Raw genomic sequence first — 20,733 nt, 5'->3', positions numbered from 1 at the left:
TCTGAGTCCAATCGCCGTGCGACGGGGGCAGGGATCTCCGCCCCGTCGCACGGTCCCTCCCTCCTTGGACGACTGGCGAGGACGGAAAGCAGGATGCATCCTCCGACACGCTGACCCAGGTGTCGGGACGAAGCGTACAGCCTCGAAGTCCCGCCCAGCTTCGCGACTGCTATGAAGGATCGGCGAGATCCGGCTGCAAGGCCCTTCCGAATCCTTGGAGACGGAGCCATCCGCGCTCCGACTCCCTCGATCGGGAGTCCTGTCAGACCGATCGACCCGATCGCAACGATGGGCGTTATCGTCCGGGAGGGACGGACTTCGGAATCGCCTGTCCCAGAAGCCGGATACGTGTCCATTGGTGATACCCGTCCGGCCGCGGGCTTTCATGCAGGATGCGCTTCCGATGCCCTCGTCAGAGAGCGCATGTCGCTCCCGGGACCCAATGTCGTAGACGGGAGCAGTCCATGATCAGAAGCTCGTTCGCCACTCGCGCGTTGACGGGGGCGATACTCGCCGCCTCGACCGCGCTCGCGGCAGAGGACTCCATCAAGACGCCGAACGGCGCCATGCGGCCCACGGTACAGGTCATGAACGCGGCCGTGTCCGCGCCGGACCAGTATTCCGCGCTCGCGGCCATCGAGATCTTCAAGGCCGGCGGCAACGCCATCGACGCGGGGATCGCCGCGACCATCGTCTCCAAGGTCACCCAGCACGCCCACGACAGCTGGGGCGGCGAGACGCCGATCATGATCCACCATGCGGCGACGGACAAGACCACCTATATCTCCGGCATCGGACCCTCGCCGCAGCTGGCCACGGTCGAGTATTTCCAAAAGGTCCACGGCGGCATCCCGACCACGGACAGTGTCGACATCGCCTCCGTGCCGGGCAGCCTGGCGGGCCTCGCCCTGGCCCTGAAGGAATACGGCACCCTGCGCCTGGCGGAGGTGATGGCGCCGGCCATCGAACTGGCGGAGGAGGGCTTCCCCATCTCGCCCATCCAGGTGATGTGGCTGAAGAAATACGAACCCGTCTACGCCAAGTGGCCGGACTCGAAGCGCGTCTTCATGCCCGAGGGCAAGGTCCTGGAGGTCGGCGACATCTTCAAGCAGCCCGACCAGGCGCGGATGATGAAGGCGATGGTGGCGGCCGAGAGTGCCTATCCGGACGACCGCGCGAAGGGTATTCAGGCCGCGGTCGACTACTTCTACAAGGGCGACGTCGCCAAGGAGATCGACCGCTTCATGCACGACCTTCCCGATGTCGGGCTCCCCGACGAGGGACTGCTGAGATACGGCGATTTCGTCAAGTTCGTCGACGAGGTTCAGATCGAGTACGCCCCGCTCCACAGCACCTACCAGGACTCCAAGGGCAACACCTACGACCTCTATTCGCCGAACACCACGACCCAGGCGCCGGCCCTGCTGATGGCGCTCAACATCCTCGATGACTACGACATCGGCGCGATGGAGCACAACAGCCCCGAGTATCTGCACCTGCTGGTCGAGGCCATCGACCTGGTCATGGCCGACCGCTACAAATACTTCGGCGATCCCGACGTGGTGGACGTCCCTCAGGAGCAGCTGGTCTCCAAGGAATATGCCGACGTTCGGCGTCCGCTGATCGATCCCGAGAAGGCCGCCCCGCACTTCGAGCCCGGCGATCCGCGCGCCATGAAGCAGAGCCTTGCCGACGCGCCCGATCTGGCCCAGTCCGACGGTCCTCCGAGCGACTGGGAGACCAGTACCGTCCAGCTGGCGACCATGGACAAGGACGGCAACATGTTCAACGCCACCTCCAGCAACAACATGGGGGTCAAGTTCGGCGTGGTGCCGGGCAACGTCGGCTTCCTGCTCGGCGGGCGCATGCGCATGTTCTACATGGATCCCGAGAGCGCCAACCAGGTGGGGCCCTTCAAGCGTCCGCGCGTCACCCCGTGCCCGGTCCTGGTGTTCAAGAACGGCAAGCCCTGGCTCAACCTCGGCACCCCGGGCGGCGACCAGCAGATCCAGACCATGCTGCAGCTGTTCATGAACGTGGCCGAGTTCGGCATGCCGCTGCAGAACAGCGTCGAACAGTACCGCTTCCGCAGCTTCGCCTTCCCCAAGGCCTTCTATCCCGGCGAGATCCTGGACTACCAGATGGGCATCGGCCACCTGGCCAGCCCCGAGGTGATACAGGGGCTGGAGGCGCTCGGACACCAGGTGAAGATCGAGGACACCTGGAAGGAACCCTACGGCGGAGCCGCCCTGGTCTCGTTCGAGGACGGCATCCTCTCGGCCGGAGCCGATCCCAGGCGTGAGACCTACGCCCTCGGATACTGATCGGCGTTGCTGACGTCCATCCGGGCCGGGACGGATTGCTTCCCGGCCCGGATGGACGTGCGCTCAGGTCGCCGGCCGCTCCAGCTCCCAGATCATGACCGGGCTGGTCGCGGGGTCGAAGTCGCGTCCGTCGTAGCCGCCGAACAGGTTCCGCACCCGCAGCCCGCATCCGGTCGCCATCCGCTCGAAGTCGTCGCGTCCGATCAGCTCGAAGCGCATCCGCAGCAGCGTCTTGCGCCGCAACTCGCCGGCCGCGTCGAAATATTCGAAGAACTGGGTACGTGTCACCACCGGCGAGCCGCCGAGCTCGAAGCCGGAGACCACCAGGGTGTCGTCCACGTCCGGGAAGCTACCGACGCAGCGCAGACAGCCGTCGACGTTGCGGCGGCGGATCTCGGGGTTGTGCAGGGTGCAGAAGAAGCGCCCGCCCGGGACGAGCGCACGCCGGACGGCCGCCAGCGCGGCACGTTGTCTCGACTCGCCGATCAGCTCCATGAATGACTGGAAGGGCAGGATCGCCAGCTCGAAGTCGGGCCCCAGACTCAGACGTTCGATGTCCTCGCAAATCACCCGCGCCGAGAGCCCACGCTCGGAGAGCTTGCGCTCCAGCACGTCCAACATGCCCTGCGAAACGTCGACGCAGGTCAGGTCGGCACCGGCCTGGATCAGCGGGATCGAGAGACGCCCGGTGCCCGAGGTCAGCTCCAGCACCCTGGCGCCAGGCTCGACCTCGCGGGTGAAGAAGGCATGGTCGTAGTCGGTGTCCGCATAGCGGTCGTAGATCCCGGCGATGCGGTCGTAGTCGATCGTCGGATGGTCGCTGGTCGGTGAGGGGCGATCCGTCTGGATCGGATGCCGCGGGTCGAAGGTCTGGTCGTCGGTCGTCATTCCATCCGCCTCCCGATTGGGTCAGATTAGGCCGCCGGATCGGAGTCGTCGGGCGGTCCGTTCAGCAGCGACTCCTTGTGGCAATGGCGTCAGTATAGGAATCGGCGACCTGTTGCGACCCTTCCTTTTGGTCCATCGCGAGGACGATCCTTCTAACGGATTCGGGTCAGGATCCCATAGGTCATGTCCGGCATGTAGCGGGTGTCCACCGACGCGTCGAACGGCCATTGGGGATCGCCCGGCCGAAATCGGCCTGCCGAATAGATCAGCTCGCAGGCATAGGATATGGTCGCCGAGGGGGCGGCACCGGTCGCATGGTCCGGGACGAGGACGGTGCAGGCATCGCGCGTCTCGCATCCGCGCAGCTTCAGATCCCGCCGATCTGCCAGTGCGCCGCTCTCGCTCATGGCGATCACGGAGTTCGCGGCCTCTGGTGCGAGCGTCCCGTATCCGGCGAATCCGCTCGGATAGCCGGCATTGAAGGAGCTGTCGGCGAATCTCAGGTCGTAGAGGTTTCCCTGGATCTCGATCCCGGTCACCCCCGCGATCTCGCCGTTTTCGACGACAAGGGATCCCGCCTCGGCCGAACAGGTCATCGCCGCAACGACGGCCGTCAGGGCCGAAACCTGCCTAATGTTTCTAATGTTGAGCTTCATATCTCTTTCACGCCGCGTGCGCGTGTCTCCGATCGTTGGACTGGGGCATTCATACCCTTCCAATCCCTCATCTCGGTTATCCAAAGTCCTGTCGTTCGGTGCAGAGTAGAAACGAACGCCCTCAAAATGCATTGACGATTTCAATGGGCAGACTGGAATGCCCGTCTCGGGTCTTGGGTAAACGTGGGAATTCATGCCTCGATCGGGAGAACCGATGGTTCTCGCAGGTATATTTCATACCGAATTGTGCGCTGTGCAAATGAAAACAGCATTAGTGCCGGCTTATACTGGCCGGGTCTTCGTCATGTCGACATAGCGGTCGTCTCTCGGCGTTCGGGCCGATTGATGAGGCCATGCCCATGACATCTTTCGGATTTTCTGGAGGTGAAGGGGTCAAATGCACACGGTATGGGTCATGAACGGTAAGGGTGGAGTCGGCAAATCGGTGCTCATGATGGCGTTGGCCTGGCTCTACGAGGCCATGCAGCGTCCATTGCGGCTGATCGATGTCGACGACAAGTCCAAATTGTCCGAATTCGTCGGGGAGGACAACGTCCTGTCGCTGCGCATCGGTGCCGACGCCGAGGCGCTGCGCGCCGATCCCTCCCAGGCCTACAGCTACTGGGACCAACTGGCCGCCGAGATCCTGGAACAGGATACGGCCGTCGATTTCGGCGCCAACATGGATCGGCACATCCTGGACTGGGCCAGGAAATCCGAATTGGGCGACCTGCTGACGGAGAGCGGCGTCACCATGGACATCTTCGTCCCCGTCACCGCGGATCCCGTCGCGGTGCTCGCGGGCATTCAGGTCTTGGAGGCCGCGGCCGAGGTCTTTCCCCAGAGTCGCCGAATCCTGGTGCTGAACCAGATCGCCGGTTCCTTCAACGCCTACGAGTCCACTCGGGAGTTCGAGCGCATCGCCACCATGCGCAGCGAAGGTCTCCTGGTCGTCGGGCTGGATTCCTGCATGAGCGAGGCGTGGATCGATTTCGAGCGGCTCAAGCTCCCGCCCTGGCGCATCATCGAAATGAACGCCGCCACCGTGGCGCAGCAGACCGGGCTGGGCATCCTGGCCGCGAAGCGCGCGGTGGGCGATTACGCCAGTTGGCTCAAGCATTTCCAGCAGTCCTTCGCGCCGCTCGTCGCGACCAGGGTCGACTGAGTCTCCGGAATCGTCACATGGATCCACGCTGGCTGACCTATCTCGACGCCCATATCGCCAGGGGGCTGGTCGCGACCGAGGCCGAGAGCGCCGAGACCCTCAGCTGGCTGCTGAAGCTCGAGCCCGAGCAGCGCTGGTGCCTGATGCTCAAGCGCGACCCTTGTCTGAAGCGCCTGGTCGCCGACGACTATCGTCGCGTCCTGACCATGATGGTGGAGCTTGAGGCCGACTCGCTGGCGGCCGCGCCCGGCGCGGACGAACCCTGCGTCGAGTCCGGATCCGGGCTGTCACTGAAAAGCCGGGGCATGATCAGTCTCGCCTCCAGTCGCGGATCTGCGGCCTACGGCGGGCGGCGCGCCTTCGCGAGTCCGCGCCTCATGTCCTGGGCCCTGGTCCTTGTGCTGGCAGGCTCGGCGGCCGGGATCTGGTGGCTGGCTCGGCACCAGGGGCAGCGCCTGGAAACCCTGGCCGATGAGGCGCATGCCCTTCAGGAGGATGTGGAGACGCGGCTGGTCAGTCTGGATCGGACCCATCGTCAGGTGACCCGGGATCTCGGCGAGATCGAGCGTCAGCGTCGGGCCACCCAGTCCTTCCTGGCGCTGTCCGCCGTGTCCGAAAAACTCTCCGCCGGTCAGGCATTCAGTGCCGAGCTGGCGGCGCTCGAGGCCGTCTGGCCGGAGCCCGGGCAGCTCGATTTTCTCGAGCCTCTCGCGGAGCAGGGCATCGCCGAGCCGGAGGGTCTGATCTCCGAACTGGCGCGACTGAACGAGACGCTGGAGCAGAGGAACGCCCCCAGGTTTGCCCCGAGCCCCTATGGTCCAGCCTTAAGCAATCCCTATGCCGCCTATCCTGGGTTCGCGCGCGCGCCTTCGGGTCCCCATCGGGCCGATGCTGCACGTCAGGCCGGTCTCACGGCACTCTCTCAGGCTCGCCGGGGCGATTGGCAAGCGGCACTGGACAGCCTGAGCCAGACCTCCGACCCTGCCTATCGGGACTGGAGCGAGCGGGTTTCGCGCTGGCTGGCGATCCGCCGCCAGTTCTCGGATCTACGCAAGCGGATCTGGTCGCAAGGCGCATTGGATCCGGCGCCATCCACCGCAGGGACCGCTGCCGGCCCGTCTCGGGGATGAGCGGTCTGTCCATCACCTTGGTCATCCTGTCGGGCCTGGCGGGGATGCTCTGGTTCATGATTCGGCGCCGCAGGTCGAAGCGACCCGCTTCCTCGGGGCCGATACCACAGCATCTCCTCGTCATGCAGACGGAGGGGGCGCTCGCCCACCATCACGAACTCTTGACGGCTGAGCTCGGGGTTTGGCGTCCGCCGCCGCGCCAGCATCTGCTGGAACGTCAGAAGGCATCGCGGCTGGCGGCGGCCGAATGGATCGGCGAGCCCCCGGGTGACCAGCGCCGGCGGTGGATCACGGGCGATCCCACACGGCATCGCCGCCCCGACCGGCCCGCGGAGATCGCCCGGACCGGCCCCTCGGAGCGCATCGAATCGCTGCCCCTCTCGCCGACCCTCGAGCTTCCCGCGTCGCGTCTTCGACGCAAGCGCCGTGGACTGGAGAGCCTGATCACCGAATTGCCTTCAGCCGTCGAGAAAGACCCTCATGACTCAAACGCCCCTTGATCGGCAAGCCGCATCGCCGGAGATCATCGCCGTCGCCAGTCAGAAGGGCGGGGTCGGCAAGAGCACCACGGCCCTCAGCCTGTCCATCGCTCTGGTCGCTGCTGGACGCAATGTGCTGCTCATCGATCTGGACCCGCAGGGAAACGTCGGTCACGCCCTGATGTCGGGGGAGCAGAGGACCGGAACCGAGCAGATGCTGCGCGAGGCCATCCTGACCCGCGACATGATCACGGCCACCGAGATACCGGATCTCTACCTGGCGCCCTCCGGCCCGGGGCTGAGTGGCATCGAGGGCGAGCTGGCTCAATACGGCGACGCCCGAACCCGGCTCCACCAGGCGCTGGGGACACTGTCCGCACTGCCGTTTCGTTTCGATCATGTGGTGATCGACTGTCCGCCCTCGGTGGGGCTTCTCAGCCTCAACGCACTGGTCGCGGCGCATCGCATCCTCCTGCCGCTGCCCTGCGAATCCGTCTTCCTCGAGGGCCTGCCGACGCTGCTCCAGACCATCGACCGGCTGCGCGCGGGTCTCAAGCAGCCGCTGCACGCCGTGCATCTGCTGATCGTCCAGCGCGCCGCCTCGCGCGCCTCGGCCCAGGCACTGGTCAGAACCTTGCGCCAGGACTACGGGCGGATCGTGCTGCGGAGCGAGATTCCCTACAGCGACGCGGTCAAGGAGGCCGCCGAGCGCGGTCGGCCATTGCTGGCGCATTGTCCGCACTGCGACGTCAGCCAGGCATATCTGGAGATGGCCGCCGAGTGGCTGCTCGAATACGAGGAGCACCGCCAGCCCGAGCACCGCTGGTCCTTCAGAGGCCGCCAGGAGCGCATCGCCGCCTATCGCGACGCGATGCGCAAGCGCATCCAGGCCTGGCTCCTGGATCCCACCTCGCTGCTCTACGACGAGACCTGGGAGGACCAGCACCAGCAGGATGCCTTGGTGCTCGACGAGCTGTTCCACATCAAATCGCTACCGAGACACAGGCGACTCATGGCGCCATTGGCATTGCTGCTGATCCTGGGCCTTGGGCTGCTGGTACAGCTGCGGTTCCCGGATCTGCAGTGGTGGCGGACCGACGGAGATGTCCTGCGGCAGGAATTCGGGCCTCGGACGGCGGAAAGCGCGCTGTCGCGACCGGATCGGATTGGGGACATGGGCGAGGCGGCCGGCCCCGGTGATGCCGCCGAGTTGTCGAACGAGTCCGACCCGACGGAGAACCCGCTCGAATCCGAGCTGGAGACCGAGAGGGCCGAGCCCGATCCAAGGCCGCCTCGGCCCGGGCAAGGGACCGGTCCCGATGAAGTCGTGGAGCCCGATGCGCTCGAGCCGGCCGAGGACGCACTCGACCTCGCTCGGGAAGCCGAGCCGGACGAGCCGCTGTCGGATGCCGATCCGGCGGTTCCTGGATTGCTCTCGAGGGACCGGGAGCCCGAAGAGGCCGTCGCGATCGAGGTCGAGGACGTCCCGTCCGCGCCCCTCTCTTCGGACCGGCAATCCGTCATCGAGGAGATCAGGCTGACGCCCGAGGCCTACCGCTGGCAGGTTCAGGTGCTGGCGGGGCGTTCTCTGGACAGGGTCAAGGAGGACAGCCGGCGTTTCATGCAGGAGTTCTCCTCCATGCTCGAGGGGCGCACCCTCACCATCAGCCAATCCCGTCTTGGCGATGCCCGAGATGCCTTCTATCGGCTGCGCGTCCTGGATTGGGAGACCCGCAGCGAGGCCGCAGCCTGGTGCAATCGTCTGCGATCACAGGGGCAGCAGTGTTTCGTGATCGGAGTGACGTTGGATGATGGGTGACGGGCATCTGCGGTGCTCGCGGCTATCGCTACGGGGTTTCCTCAGTCGCAGCGTTCGTGAATGACGTATTTCCGGCCGTTCCAGCGCCATACCGGGAAGCAGAAACCGGGGCCGCCGATCTCGATGTCAGGAAATCCCTTGTGCTTCGTCTTGCGGATCTCGTAGATGCCGGGAAATCCGAACTGCGATTGCCAGCGCCCCCGCCGATCTTTGATATAGAGATCCATCCAGACGCCCGTCATCCCGCCTGAGCAGGTTCCTTCGAGCGAGACGAAGACCTCCGGCTGGCCGTCGTCGTTCAGGTCCACCAACTCCGCGCTGTATCCCGCCTTCTCTCCGCAATCGTCGGTGACGAACCCCTTGATCCGGCTGAAATGCCCGCCGGTCGCCTCGGCGACGATCCGGTCCGCGTCCTCTCGGCCCGAATCACTCCTGGATCCGTGCGATATGCTCGGGGTGTCCGCGCAATGATGCCGGACGCTATCGATTGCCGGCGACGATCCCCTTAACGAAAAGTCCATTCCAGAGAACCCCTTGCTGGACAGCTTCGCCGATCGGCCGCTCATCAGGGCCTGTATCAGATCTCCGTCCGTATCGACCGGTGTCGCTGCGTGCCAGGTGCCGTAGTCGATCGGTGTGTCTTGCTGCCGGAGCTGCAACCAGAAGTGCTCGCCGTCGATGTCGATGTCGACACCGAAAGTGCGTTCGTCGGGCGATACGCTGAACGAGTCGAATTCCAGATAGAGCGAGCCTTCGCGGCATATGACCGAGAGGCAGGATATGTCCTCGTCCTCGATGCAGGTCGTGGCGAGCGATTCGCCGAGCTCTGGCGACGGATTCGGATCATGGGTCCAGGGAGTTGACAAGGGGGTGGAATGAGCGGTGAGTGAGGCACCGAGCAGCAGCATGGCCGGCAGGGCAAGGCGATGAGATAAGGTTCGATGATGAGTCATTTTTACTCCCTTCACGGCAGCTCGCGCTCAGACCGGCATCTCGGATGCCTAACGGAAGTTGGTCCTGGTCCATCGGTTCGGTGGGGCTAGAAGCCACCTCTCTATACCATTGGGTGCGACACAGGGTCAAACACGGGTCGATGTCGCAGTGAGTCGTTCGAAATCTCCCAGGGGCAGGTTACAGTCTGTGCTCTGAAGGGAGGGATCGTTCGATCAGCATTGCGGCGCTTCGGTCATCGCTCGCCTTTGATCGATCCCGCCCAGACTCAGCAGCACCCGATGTCCATTCGTTCCTGCCTCGTTCTCATATACCCACCCAAGCCGTTCCGTCAGCTGCGCGGTCAACTGCAGCCCCAGTCCGAATCCGAGCGACTGCGGGATCGCTTCTTGTGGCTCTGGACGCCTGTTGACGATCTCGATGCGGTCTTGCGTCTGGCAGATGCGGATCTCGCCGTCCCAGGTGTGCTGGAAGGCGTTGCGGATGAGGTTGCCGAGGACGATGCGGGCTGGAACCTCTGGCAGCACGAGTCTGTGGGGATGGGTGACGAGGCTGACGGAGACGCGCTTTTCGTTGAGCAGATAGCGCATCTCCTCGACCAGCTCGCGGATGAGGGCGTCGATCTGGACCGGATGCGAGGCCGGCGCCTCGCGGTCGTCCCGGCTCAGCCAGAGCAGTGTCTCGGTCAGATGCTGCATGTTGAAGCTCGCGCGCTCCATGCGCTCGATCACCTGGCGCTGGCGAGGGTCGAGCGGATATCCGCTCGTCTCCTGCAGCCGCGACAGCAGCTCCAGATTGCTGCGGATGACGGCGATCGGGGTGCGCAGCTCGTGACTGGCGTGGCGCAGGAAGCGATGCTCGCGCTCCAGGCTCTCCTGTACCGAGGAGAGGCTGGTCCGGATCAGCTCGGCGAGCGCGTTGAGCTCGGGGTAGGAGAAGTCCGGCGGCGGCTCGCGCAGACGCTGGGGATCGAGCGATCCGGTCCAGCGGCCGAGCTCGGCGACCGGGCGCGAGATGCGCCTCAGCAGCAACCAGATGATGAGACCGAGCGTCGCCACGATGAGGATGCTGATGATGATCAGGGTATGCATCGATCGGGCGGCATTGCGGCCGATGATCTTCGGCGAGGTTGCGGCGGATACGGTCTTGGCGATGAAGAGCGTGTGACCCTGGCGCTCCAGACGCATGGCGAAATGGATGATGTCGGGGTGCTCGAACCAGCGCGATGTGTGCTGCTTGTAGAGTAGGCACTGGGCCTCGGGCGGCTCGGGAAAGGCGGCGCGGATCTCGGGCGGCATGCGCTCCCAGTTTCGGGTGATGTGATAGCCGCTGAAGAGACTCGGTGCCTCTCGCTGATCGAGGGGCACGCCATTCAGATAGCGTTCGGCGGCTCGCTCCATGTTGCTGGCGACGATGTTGTCCATGCCGCGAATGAAGAACTGGACCGAGAGCCAGGAGTAGCCGACCACCAGGACGCAGCCCAGGGCCAGGAAGGAGAAGATCAGGAACCATTTGAGACTCAGCTGCCCGCGGGCATGGCCCGGTATCGGCGATGCCTTCATGGGTCCGGCCCCTTGATGACGAAGCCGTGACCGGGAACGGTCTGGATGAGCTGAGTGGGGAAGGGCGCGTCGACCGCCTTGCGCAGATGGAAGAGGTGCACCTTGAGGCTGTCGCTGTCCGGCATCTCCTCGCCCCAGACCGCCGACTCCAGCGCCTGCCGGGAGACCACGGCCGGCGAGGCGCGCATCAGCGTCTCCAGCAGCCGCCAGCCCGTCGGCGTGAGTTTCAGCGGCCGACCGGCGCGGGTCGCAGACCGCTCGGCCAGGTTCATCTCCAGGTCCGCGCAGCGCAGACACTGAGCCTGGCCGCTGCGGCGCCGGGCCAGGGCCTGGACCCGCACCACCAGTTCCTGGAGGGCGAATGGCTTGACCAGATAGTCGTCGGTGCCGGCGCGGAATCCGTCCAGCTTGTCCTCGAGCTGGTCGCGGGCGGTGAGCATCAGGATGGGGGTGTCGTTGCCGTCCGCGCGCAGACGCTGGCAGACGCTCAGACCGTCGAGCCGGGGCAGGTTGAGATCCAGCAGCAGGGCATCGTAGCGTCCGCGCCGCATCAGCTCCAGTCCGGCCATGCCGTTGCTGGCATGGTCGCAGCGGATGCCTTCCAGGTCCAGATAGTCGACGAGGGTTTGGGCCAGGTCCAGGTCGTCCTCGACCAGCAGTAGGCTCAGCATGGCTGCCTCCGCCCGCGAGGACGGCGTAGGGCGCAATAGCGATAGCGTATTGCGCCGCATGATCGCATGCGGCTCGCGCTTCGCTGCGATGGTTGGCGGAGAGGTGCTGAAAACGCCAAGAATGGAGGTTGGAAGAAACCTGCCGCGTAGGGTGCGGGCTGCCTTTCGGCGCAATACGCTGTGCTGTTGCGCCCTACGTGTTGCTTATCCCTGCGAGCCCGGCGTAGGGCGCAATAGCGATAGCGTATTGCGCCGTATGATCGCATGCGGTTCGCGCTTCGCTGCCGAGGTTGGCGGAGAGGCGCTGAACACGCGAAGAATGGAGGTCGGAAGAAACCTGCCGCGTAGGGTACGGGTTGCCTTTCGGCGCAATACGCTGTGCTATTGCGCCCTACGTGCTCGACCAGCAGCAGGGTCAGCATGGCTGCTCCTCCTCCTTGGGACGCGACAGTAGGCGCCGGCGCAATCGGCCGATCAGACCGGCGACATCCTGCTGGATCAGCAGCAGGGCCGGGATGAAGATGAGCGTGATGAAGGTCGCGAACATGATGCCGTAGCCCAGCGAGACCGCCGCTGGGATGAGGAACTGCGCCTGCAGCGAGGTCTCGCCGAGCAGCGGCACCAGACCGGCGAAGGTGGTGAAGGAGGTCAGCAGCACCGCCCGCAGCCGGTCGAGACCGGCATGCGCGGCCGCCTCGCGCACGTCGTCGGCGCGCTTGTGCAGCTCGTTGAAGCGCGCGGTCAGCAGCAGGCTGTCGTTCACCACCACGCCGCTCAGGGCGATGATGCCGTTGAGCGAGAGGATGCCGAGCGAGAGCCCGTTGACCCAGTGACCCAGGATGGCCCCGACGATGCCGAATGGGATGGCCGTCATGATGAGCAGCGGCTGGACGTAGGAGCCCAGCGGAATCGCCAGCAGCAGATAGATGAGCAGTAGCGCCAGCATGAACATCTGGGTCATGGACGCCTGGGTCTCGGCCTGCTCCTCGGCCTCGCCGGCGAAATGGATGTCGAGCCCCGGATACTGGCGTTCGAGCCGGGGGGCCACATCGGCCTGCAGCTGGGCGACCAGCTCGGTCGCCGAGAGCTGTTCCTTGTCGACGTCGGACGAGATGTAGACCGCGCGCTTGCCGTCGATGCGGGTGATGGTGTCGCGGGTGTAGCCGAAGGTCAGTGTCGCCACGCTGGCGAGCGGCACCACCGATCCGTCCGGCGTGCGCACCCGGGCCTGGAGCACGTCGGCCGCGCTCTGACGGTCGATCTCCGGATAGCGGACCTTGACCTCGATCTCGTCGCTGTCGCGCTGATAGCGCTGCACCACCTGGCCGCTGAAGGACTGGAGCACCTGGACGGCGAGGGCGCTGGTGGTCATCCCCAGCGCGCGTCCCTGCTGGGTCAGCTCCAGTCGCAGCTGGGGCTGGCCGGGCTCCAGGTTGTCCTCGATGCCGAAGACGGCGGGGATGCGCTCCAGATGCGCTTTGAGCGCCTCGCCGGCCAGGGTCAGCACCTCGTCGTCGTTGGCGCGCAGCTCCACCCGCAGCGCCGAGACCATGCGCCGGAAGCTCTGGACATTGAGGGTGCGCACGCCCTCCGGCAGTCCGGCCGCCTCGCGCCAGCGCTTGGTGAAGACGCGGATGTCGTAGGGCGGTTCGGCGCGCAGCTCGACCGTCACCGTCCCGGACTGGTCGCCCGAGGAGAGCACCTGCAGATTGGCGATGCCGCTCTGGTCGGCGTTCCCGCGCAGCTCGCGGTCGATCGCGTAGGCCAGCGACTCGAGCCGGTCGAGCGCCCGATGTGTCTGGCCGAAGCTGGCGTCGTTGCGCATGGCCACCTGGGCGCGCACCGTGTCCCCGACGATGTCCGGGAAGAAGCTGAGACGGACCGCGCCGGTGAAGGGCATGGAGATCACCAGCACCAGCACGGTCAGGAAGACGAGGACGGTCGCGTAGCGATGGATCAGCGCCTGCTCCAGCAGCGGGCGGTAGAGGCGGTCGCGGAAGAGCGTCAGCCCCAGATCCGCCCCGCGCTGCACCCATTGCCAGCCGCGCAGCAGCGGATTGCGGGTCGGCCGGCGATGCGTCTTGAGATGGGCCAGGTGGGCCGGCAGGATCAGCTTGGACTCGACGATCGAGAGGATCAGGCAGATGGCCACCACGTCGGCGAACTGGGCGTAGAGCTCGCCCAGATGCCCCTGGATCTGGGACAGGGCGTAGAAGGCGGCGACCGTGGTGAAGACGCCGAAGAGCGTCGGCACCGCCACCCTCAGCGTCCCCCGGATGGTGTTGCCCAGGGTGTCGCCGCGCTCGGATCTCAGTGTGTAGACGCTCTCGCCGACCACCACCGCGTCGTCGACCACGATGCCCAGGGCCATGATGAAGCCGAAGGTGGTGAAGGCGTTGAGCGAGAGCCCCATGAAGCCGTCGCCCATGAAATAGAGGGTGCCGAAGAAGATGAAGGGCAGCCCCATGGCGACCCAGAAGGCCAGGGTCAGATCGAGGAAGGCGGCGAGCAGCACGAACACCAGCAGGATGCCGGTCAGGGCGTTGCGCACCAGCAGCTCGAGCCGGCCTTGGATGCTCTCGCTGCGGTCGTACCAGGTCGCCAACTCGACGCCCTTCGGCAGGTCGCCGCTGGTCTGCCAGGCGTCCGCGACCCGGCGCGCGGCGTTGACCGTATCGATGATGTCGTCCTGCCCGGTGGTGACCACCTGCAGTCCGATGCTGTCCCGGCCCTGATAGCGCAGGAGCGAGGAGGTGAGGTCGTCGTAGGCGTCGCGGATCCGGGTCACGTCGCCGAGACGGATCTCGCGCCCGTCGGCGGCCGTGATCAGTGGGATGGCGGCGAACTCCTCCACCCGGTAGGCCTGCTCCGATGCCTTGAGCTGCAGATAGAGGTCGCGGTCGCGCAGCACCGCCGTCATGGTGTTGGAGGATCCGGCGTTGACCGCCTCCTCCACGTCCGAGAGCGAGAGTCCGTAGGCCTGCAGCCGGCCCTCGTCGATCTCGACCACCATCATGGGGTCCAGCCAGCCCGAGATGGTGACCCGGCTGATCTCGGGTGTGGCCATGAGGTCGGACTTGAGCTCGTCGGCCAGGCGCTGCAGGGTGTGGCGGTCGGCGTCGCCGTAGAGCTGCAGCCAGAGCGAGTGTTCCTCGCGCTCGGCCTTCTGGATGACCGGGTTCTTGGCGTCGGCCGGGAAGGTCGAGATGGCGTCGACCTTGGTCTTGACGTCGGTCAGCAGGGTATCGAGGTCGTAGTCCGACTGCTTCTCGATGGTGACGGTGACGCCGCTGCCGGTCGAGCTGCTGGTGATGCTGTCGATGCCGGTGACGCCTTCGAGCTGATCCTCGATCTTGATCGCCAGCCCTTCCTCGGACTGCTGGGCCGAGCCGCTGTCGTAGGAGACGGACACCGTGATGCTGTTCGGCTCCAGGCTGGGAAAGGCCTCCTTGCGCAGATCGCCGGCGGAGAAGACGCCCGCGAGGATCACCAGGATCATCAGCAGGTTGGCCGCGACCGGGTTGCGCGCGAACCAGCCGATGATGCCGCCTCTGTCAGTCCTCATCGCGCGATACCTCGACCGGATTGACCGCCATGCCCGGCAGATAGCCGTTCAGCGGATGCACCAGCACCTGCTGCGCGCTGTCGCGCAGCGTCTCGGGCGCCTCGATATAGATGCCCTGGGCATCGCTGAAGACCGGCTCGGCGGTGAAGCGCTCCAGATTGCCCTCGGGATCGACTCGCCAGATCTCGCCGCGCTGGCTGAGCGCGGCGCTCGGCAGACGCCAGAGCCCGTCGAGCTCGCGGCCCGCCACCTCGGCCTCCACGAAGGTGCCGGGCAGGAGCGGCGGCGAACGGTCGAGCGGACGGTCGACGGCGATCACCAGGGCGCGCTGGCGGGTGGTCTCGTCCAGATGGCGCTCGGCGCGCAGCACATGTCCGGTCCAGACCTGGCCGTCCTCGACGCTGGTGAGCCTGGCGGGCCAGTCGCCGCGGGTCAGGGTTTGCGTGTCCGGCAGGGTGCTCCAGTCGCGCGCCGAGAGCGCGACCGAGACCTCCAGGCGGTCCAGGCTGTAGAGCGAGGCGACCTGGGTGCCGGCCTGGACGTAGCTGCCGGGCGCGATATTGCGCTCGACCACCAGGGCATCGAAGGGGGCGGTGATACGGGTCTCGGCCAGATCCTCGCGGGCGCTGACCAGGGTCGCCTCGGCATGGGCTACGGCCGCCTTGGCCGCCGCCAGCTGGGGCTTGCGCAGAACCAGCTCCGAGTCCGGTTTGCCGCGCAGCCCGGAGGCCTTCCATTCGGCCGCCGCCTGGACGCCCTGGCGCTCCTCTTCGAGTAGGGCCAGGCGCGCCGAGGCCAGATCGTTCTCGGCGCTGGCGACGGCGGCGCGATAGTCGCTGTCCTCCAGCTGCACCAGGACATCGCCCTTGGCGACCCGCTGACCGGATTCGAGATGTTCCGACAACCCATCGACCCGGCCCGAGACCTGGGCCGTCAGGGTCAGGGCATAGTGCGCCTGGGCCTCGCCGTAGCCGCTCACCTGGGCCTGATAGCGCGCGGGCGTCACCCGCACCACGCGCACGTCCGGACGCTGGGTGGTCGTGCCGGATCCCTTCGGGGCGGCTCCACCGGGCGGTGCCGATCCCGGGGGTCCATCCGTTGGCTCGGACTTGGAGTCGGCTTGACTCGGCGGTCCGCCGGCCCCGGGTGGTCCACCCGATCGGCCACCCGGGCCATTCAGATGGGTCTGTACATAGAGTCCGGCGCCGGCCAGCAAGACCAGGGCGGCGATGAAGACCAGCCATTGTCTGGAGCGCGAACTCATGCGCGCGTCCCCAGCCCAAGGGCGAGCCCGAGCACGACACGGTTCGCCAGGCGTTCGTAACGAAGGTTGTCCAACTGCGCCTCCAGATCATAGGTCTGCTGCTGGACGCTCAGCAGATCCAGGATGTCGACCAGCCCGGCCCGGTAGCTGCGTTCGTACTGGGCTAGGTTGTTGCGTGCGGCGGTCAGGGCCGCCTTGACATGGGTCTGACGCTCGGCGAGCGTCCGTTCCTGTCCCAGGGCGTCCTCGACCTCCTGCACGGCGGTCAGCAAGGTCTCGCGATAGACCTGATAGGCCTGGGCCGTCTGCAGCTCGGCGATCTCGGCGGCCGCGCGCAACTGGCCGCCCCGATAGAGTGGCGCGGTCAGCTGACCCAGCAGCGACCAGATCGGATCCTGCAGCAAGGCGGCGCTCGGCTTGGCCGCCGCGTCGGAGAGGGCCGCCTGCAGGCTGATGCTCGGCAGCAGATCCTTGTAGGCGACCGAGGTGCGCAGATCGGCCGCCTGGATCGCCGCATAGGCAGCCTGGAGGTCCGGACGGCGCTGGAGCCTCTGATCCGGCAGGCCGGCGAGGGGAGGGATCACATCCGGATAGTCGGCGGGAACATCGATCGCCTCGGCCCCGCCGACACGTCCCAGTATCACCCTGAGCGCGCGCTGTCGCTGTGCCAGCGACTCGCGATACCCGGCGAGCGAGGCCCGCGAGCTGGCCGCCGAACTGCGCGCGCTGTCCAGATCCTCCAGGCTGCCAAGCCCGTTGCGGTAGCGCTGCATGATGAAGTCGGCGTTCTGCTCCAGGGTGGCGAGCCGGCGCTGTTCGATCTCGATGGCGTGGCGGTCGGCGATCAGACCCAGCCAGTTCTCCATCAGGTCTGCCGCCAGCGCGTCGCGGGCCGACCGATAGAGCGCCTGCTGCTGCTCGACATCCTTCTCGGCGGCCTGGTAGTCCTCTGACAGCTTGCCCCAGAGATCCACCTCCCAACTCACCGTGACCGAACTGACGTAGGCCGGATCGCCGAACTGCTCGCGCGATCCCGAGGCCGAGCCCTCGACCGACGGCAGCCGCTCGGCCCCGGTCTGACGCCGCTGGGCGCGGGTGATCCGCAAGGTGGTCAGGGTCTGTTGGAGGCTCGGATTGGCCGCCAATGCCTCCTTGACCAGCGCATCCAGCTCGGGCGCGCGGATCAGATCGTCGAGATAGGCGGACGGCACCGCCTCCGGCTGCGGCGACCAGGCCGGAACCTGTTCGGTGTCGTGCACGGCCTGGGCGGCCAGATCCGGCCGAGTCGGCCCCACGGCGCAGCCGCTGACCAGAGCGGCCAGCCCGAAGGCGATGCCCTGCTGTATGAATGACCTCGATCGCATCGATGAACCCGAGAAGCGCAGTCGAACCGCAAAGAGCGCAAAGCTCGCAAAGGCCTTCTATGGAAGACGTCTTTAGCGAACTGAAGGACGCACAAGACTCAAGAACTTGTTGTTCTTAGCGTCCTTCGCGCCTTTGCGGTTCATATTTTCCGATTTCTGGAAGATACGCCTAGAGGGGTTAAGGGCGGGTTAAGCGACTCAAAGTCCGTCGACGGGGCTCTTCACCGGCAGGACCCCGGGCCGGTTCATGACGTGCGTATAGATCATGGTGGTCGAGACGTCCGCATGTCCGAGCAGTTCCTGGACCGTGCGGATGTCATAGCCGTCTTCGAGCAGATGGGTCGCGAAGCTGTGACGCAGCGCATGACAGTTGACCCGTTTCGCGATCCCGGCGGACTGGGCCGCCTGCTTGACGGCACGCTGCATCCCGGACTCGTCCAGATGATGCCGGCGAACCTTGCCGCCCTTGGGATCCGTGGCCAGCTTGGGGCTGGGAAAAACGTACTGCCAGATCCACTCGCTCGGCGCATGCGGCGACTTGCGTGCCAGCGCATCGGGCAGGAACACCTCGCCGACACCGGCCGCGAGATCTTCATCGTGCAGGGTGCGGACGGAACGCAAATGGGTCTCGAGCAAGACCCTGAGCCGCTCCGGCAAGGGCACAACCCGATCCTTGGCCCCCTTGCCGTCGCGGATGACGATACGGCGGTTGCCGAAGTCGAGATCCCCGACGCGCAGCCGGATGCATTCCATCAGCCGCATCCCGGTCCCGTACATGAGCCGGGCCATGAGCGCCCGCGTTCCGGTCAAGTGGTCGAACAGGGCGCGGATCTCGTCACGGGTCAAGACGACCGGCACGCGCGGCGGACGCTTGGCACGCGTGAAGCGCAGCTCGTCCAGCGGACGCTCCAGCACATGGCGAAATAGAAACACCAGGGCATTGAGCGCCTGGTTCTGGGTACTGGCCGCGACACCCCGATCGGCCGCCAGATGGGCCAGGAAACGCTCGACGTCCGCCGGTCCCCAGGCTGCTGGATCGGCCCCCCCGCAAAACCCGATGAAGCGGTGACACCAGTCGACATAGGTCTGCTCGGTCCGGATGGCATAGCGCCTCGCACGCAGCGTGCGCGCAAGCGACTTCAACAGATCGAGATCCTCGGCCGAACGCTGGAAATAGGAGCGGCTCTCGACGGCCGCCTCGGGCGTCACGGTCCGTGCCAGGGTCGGGTGATCCGGTGCCAGATCCTTCGCCGCCGACTTCCAGTAGTCCCAATCGACCTGCTCCGCGCTCGAATTATGCGCTAGATCAACGAGAAGCAGTTGCACGGCATCCACGGTTTGATGAAACTGCCAGTCAGTCAAACGCTGCTCACGGGCATAACGAGGGAAGAAGGCCGTGATCTGCTCCTCCGTCACCTCCCGCATACGCGCCGGGCGCATCGCCTCGATGAATGCCTCGGCGCGTTTGACGTACCACTCGCGTTGCTTGTGGGGGATACGATGGCGCTCCAAGAGCGACAAATATCGATCCCAGCCGGATGGGTTTCCGGTTTCGCGGCGGGCAGTGGAACCATCGGAAGGTGCAGAACGAGAATTGAAAGGGCAAGGCATAGCAGTCCCGAAATATTGTGCTAGGCTGACTTCAGGTTAGCACAATATTACCGGACGTCAGTCCATTTCACTGTTAGGCTATAAATGGAAAGGATCTCTGATGCACTTAACAAAAAACGAAAAAGAGAAGTGCGTTATGGCGCGTATCATGCGTCATAATAAGATGCATCAAGCGAATTTCACACTGAATGAATATAAGACTTGGGAGTGTGCTGAAGCGGCAGCAAAAAAATGGGTTAAGGAGAAGTTGGAAGAACTTCCTGAACGTCTTCCCATTAAAGGCAGAAAAACCAGCAGAAACAAGTCTGGCATAGTTGGCGTTCAGCTTGCCCATAGCTTCAAGCAGGAACGGGGCAATGTATATGAGTCGTGGCGTTGGCTTGCATTCTGGCCAGATTGCCCGTTTAAAGGCGGCATTAGTTGGGCTATACCTAAATACGGAGATGATGAGGCATTTGTACTTGCCGCCCTCGCGAGGCGTTCTGAATCAGTGGATCGGGATGCACTGATGAATGAACTCAGAAGAATCAAAGGCAAACCTGAATACTTCGAGATATTATCAAAAAAAGAAATTGAACCAAAATAAACCTAACAATCGCCTTCACCCGACCCCTGCTTCGCTACGCGCTATCGCGCTTCGCTACACAGGGTCGGGTGAGGCGTAACGTTAGGCTGCGGCGAAATTAAACAACCAACTTCACACTGGATATATGAATCATGACAGACTATATCGAAGAGTTTATGAAGCAGGTGAGCGATGGATTCAATGTCAACGGCCAGCGTCTGAATCAATTTGAAGAGATGCTAAACATCCATTTCAAAGGATTAGAGTCTTTTCAGTCTGCTTTATCTGCAATGAAAAATGAATTGGAGGGACAGCGAAAAGACATCGAGGAAATGAAATCCGATATTCATCTAATAAAAGAAACCCTAAGGGAAGGTTCGCGACACTGATTTTGCTAATTTCTGAGGATGGATTATTTTATTCTGGGAATACGCCGCATGAGTTATTGGGGCAGAAAACCGGGGCAGACCACTTTTTATTGGTCACCGGTCTTTCCCTGAGATAAAGAATCGCCTAACACGCCCATCAAGCCGAGCCCATACTGCGCATCAAGCTCAGAGCAATCTCGTAGCGTTGTGGTGGCGCAGTATGGCCCGGCTTATGGGTGACGTTAGCTATATAAGGCAGCTCAGTACAGTACAAAACGAATAGCTCCCCCAGCTAATACAGCACGCGCCTCATGTCATGTTGGACGTTGAACGGTCGCCCATCGAGCATGA

16 protein-coding genes are annotated in these 20,733 nt (G+C 64.6%); 7 read left to right on the top strand and 9 right to left on the bottom strand.

Features of this window, described 5'->3' with window-relative positions; all coding sequences use genetic code 11:
• Window positions 1-464: 464 nt before the first annotated feature.
• Window positions 465-2,324, top strand: coding sequence for a gamma-glutamyltransferase family protein (locus D779_RS19995; protein WP_157726476.1), 1,860 nt, complete (start codon window positions 465-467; stop codon window positions 2,322-2,324).
• 63 nt (window positions 2,325-2,387) lie between these two features.
• Here the strand turns inward: D779_RS19995 and D779_RS21370 are convergent, their stop codons facing one another.
• Complete coding sequence (locus D779_RS21370; RefSeq protein WP_052348318.1) at window positions 2,388-3,212, bottom strand: class I SAM-dependent methyltransferase; 825 nt, start codon at window positions 3,210-3,212, stop codon at window positions 2,388-2,390.
• Window positions 3,213-3,364: 152 nt separating this feature from the next.
• Window positions 3,365-3,808 carry a hypothetical protein gene (locus D779_RS19985; protein ID WP_094300816.1) on the bottom strand — a complete coding sequence of 148 codons (444 nt, stop codon included), beginning with the start codon at window positions 3,806-3,808 and terminating at the stop codon, window positions 3,365-3,367.
• A gap of 457 nt (window positions 3,809-4,265) precedes the next feature.
• Between D779_RS19985 and D779_RS19980 the strand changes: the two genes are divergently transcribed.
• The 4 genes from D779_RS19980 to D779_RS21365 all read left to right on the top strand — a co-directional run bounded on the left by D779_RS19980 (window position 4,266) and on the right by D779_RS21365 (window position 8,461).
• Window positions 4,266-5,033 (top strand): nucleotide-binding protein, encoded by a 768-nt coding sequence (locus D779_RS19980; RefSeq protein ID WP_232424255.1) that lies wholly within the window; start codon window positions 4,266-4,268, stop codon window positions 5,031-5,033.
• A 17-nt stretch (window positions 5,034-5,050) separates the two neighbouring features.
• Window positions 5,051-6,163, top strand: coding sequence for a hypothetical protein (locus tag D779_RS19975; protein WP_043757888.1), 1,113 nt, complete (start codon window positions 5,051-5,053; stop codon window positions 6,161-6,163).
• A gap of 122 nt (window positions 6,164-6,285) precedes the next feature.
• On the top strand, window positions 6,286-6,663 hold the full coding sequence (locus D779_RS19970; RefSeq protein WP_157726475.1) for a hypothetical protein: 378 nt from the start codon (window positions 6,286-6,288) through the stop codon (window positions 6,661-6,663).
• Window positions 6,644-8,461, top strand: coding sequence for an AAA family ATPase (locus tag D779_RS21365; protein ID WP_052348316.1), 1,818 nt, complete (start codon window positions 6,644-6,646; stop codon window positions 8,459-8,461). The genes D779_RS19970 and D779_RS21365 overlap by 20 nt, the downstream gene beginning before the upstream one ends.
• A 41-nt stretch (window positions 8,462-8,502) precedes the next feature.
• Here D779_RS21365 and D779_RS21360 read toward each other — a convergent pair whose 3' ends face one another.
• From D779_RS21360 to D779_RS19930, 7 genes are all read right to left on the bottom strand, one after another.
• Window positions 8,503-9,429 (bottom strand): hypothetical protein, encoded by a 927-nt coding sequence (locus tag D779_RS21360; RefSeq protein WP_157726474.1) that lies wholly within the window; start codon window positions 9,427-9,429, stop codon window positions 8,503-8,505.
• A gap of 198 nt (window positions 9,430-9,627) precedes the next feature.
• The gene (locus D779_RS19955) at window positions 9,628-10,974 is read right to left on the bottom strand and encodes a sensor histidine kinase (RefSeq protein ID WP_052348314.1); all 1,347 of its coding nucleotides are present in this window, start codon (window positions 10,972-10,974) and stop codon (window positions 9,628-9,630) included.
• Window positions 10,971-11,645, bottom strand: a complete 675-nt coding sequence (locus tag D779_RS19950; RefSeq protein ID WP_043757884.1) for a response regulator transcription factor — start codon at window positions 11,643-11,645, stop codon at window positions 10,971-10,973. The genes D779_RS19955 and D779_RS19950 overlap by 4 nt, the downstream gene beginning before the upstream one ends.
• A gap of 415 nt (window positions 11,646-12,060) precedes the next feature.
• Window positions 12,061-15,210: an efflux RND transporter permease subunit gene (locus D779_RS19945; RefSeq protein ID WP_043757881.1), complete on the bottom strand. Its 3,150-nt coding sequence runs from the start codon at window positions 15,208-15,210 to the stop codon at window positions 12,061-12,063.
• On the bottom strand, window positions 15,200-16,474 hold the full coding sequence (locus tag D779_RS19940) for an efflux RND transporter periplasmic adaptor subunit (RefSeq protein WP_043757878.1): 1,275 nt from the start codon (window positions 16,472-16,474) through the stop codon (window positions 15,200-15,202). The genes D779_RS19945 and D779_RS19940 overlap by 11 nt, the downstream gene beginning before the upstream one ends.
• Window positions 16,471-17,838 carry an efflux transporter outer membrane subunit gene (locus D779_RS19935; RefSeq protein ID WP_043757875.1) on the bottom strand — a complete coding sequence of 456 codons (1,368 nt, stop codon included), beginning with the start codon at window positions 17,836-17,838 and terminating at the stop codon, window positions 16,471-16,473. The genes D779_RS19940 and D779_RS19935 overlap by 4 nt, the downstream gene beginning before the upstream one ends.
• Before the next feature lie 198 nt (window positions 17,839-18,036).
• Complete coding sequence (locus D779_RS19930; protein WP_232424254.1) at window positions 18,037-19,350, bottom strand: integron integrase; 1,314 nt, start codon at window positions 19,348-19,350, stop codon at window positions 18,037-18,039.
• 199 nt (window positions 19,351-19,549) lie between these two features.
• On the opposite strand from D779_RS19930, the gene D779_RS22440 reads away from it, so the two are divergent.
• Window positions 19,550-20,035, top strand: coding sequence for a hypothetical protein (locus D779_RS22440; RefSeq protein ID WP_157726473.1), 486 nt, complete (start codon window positions 19,550-19,552; stop codon window positions 20,033-20,035).
• Window positions 20,036-20,166: 131 nt separating this feature from the next.
• Window positions 20,167-20,403 (top strand): hypothetical protein, encoded by a 237-nt coding sequence (locus D779_RS19925; RefSeq protein ID WP_043757872.1) that lies wholly within the window; start codon window positions 20,167-20,169, stop codon window positions 20,401-20,403.
• The last annotated feature ends 330 nt before the right edge of the window (window positions 20,404-20,733 follow it).

The organism is Imhoffiella purpurea (genome assembly GCF_000585215.1).
GTDB classification, from domain to species: domain Bacteria; phylum Pseudomonadota; class Gammaproteobacteria; order Chromatiales; family Chromatiaceae; genus Imhoffiella; species Imhoffiella purpurea.
Note: the sequence above shows the minus strand (reverse complement) of the source record. Positions and strands in the feature narration are given on the sequence as shown.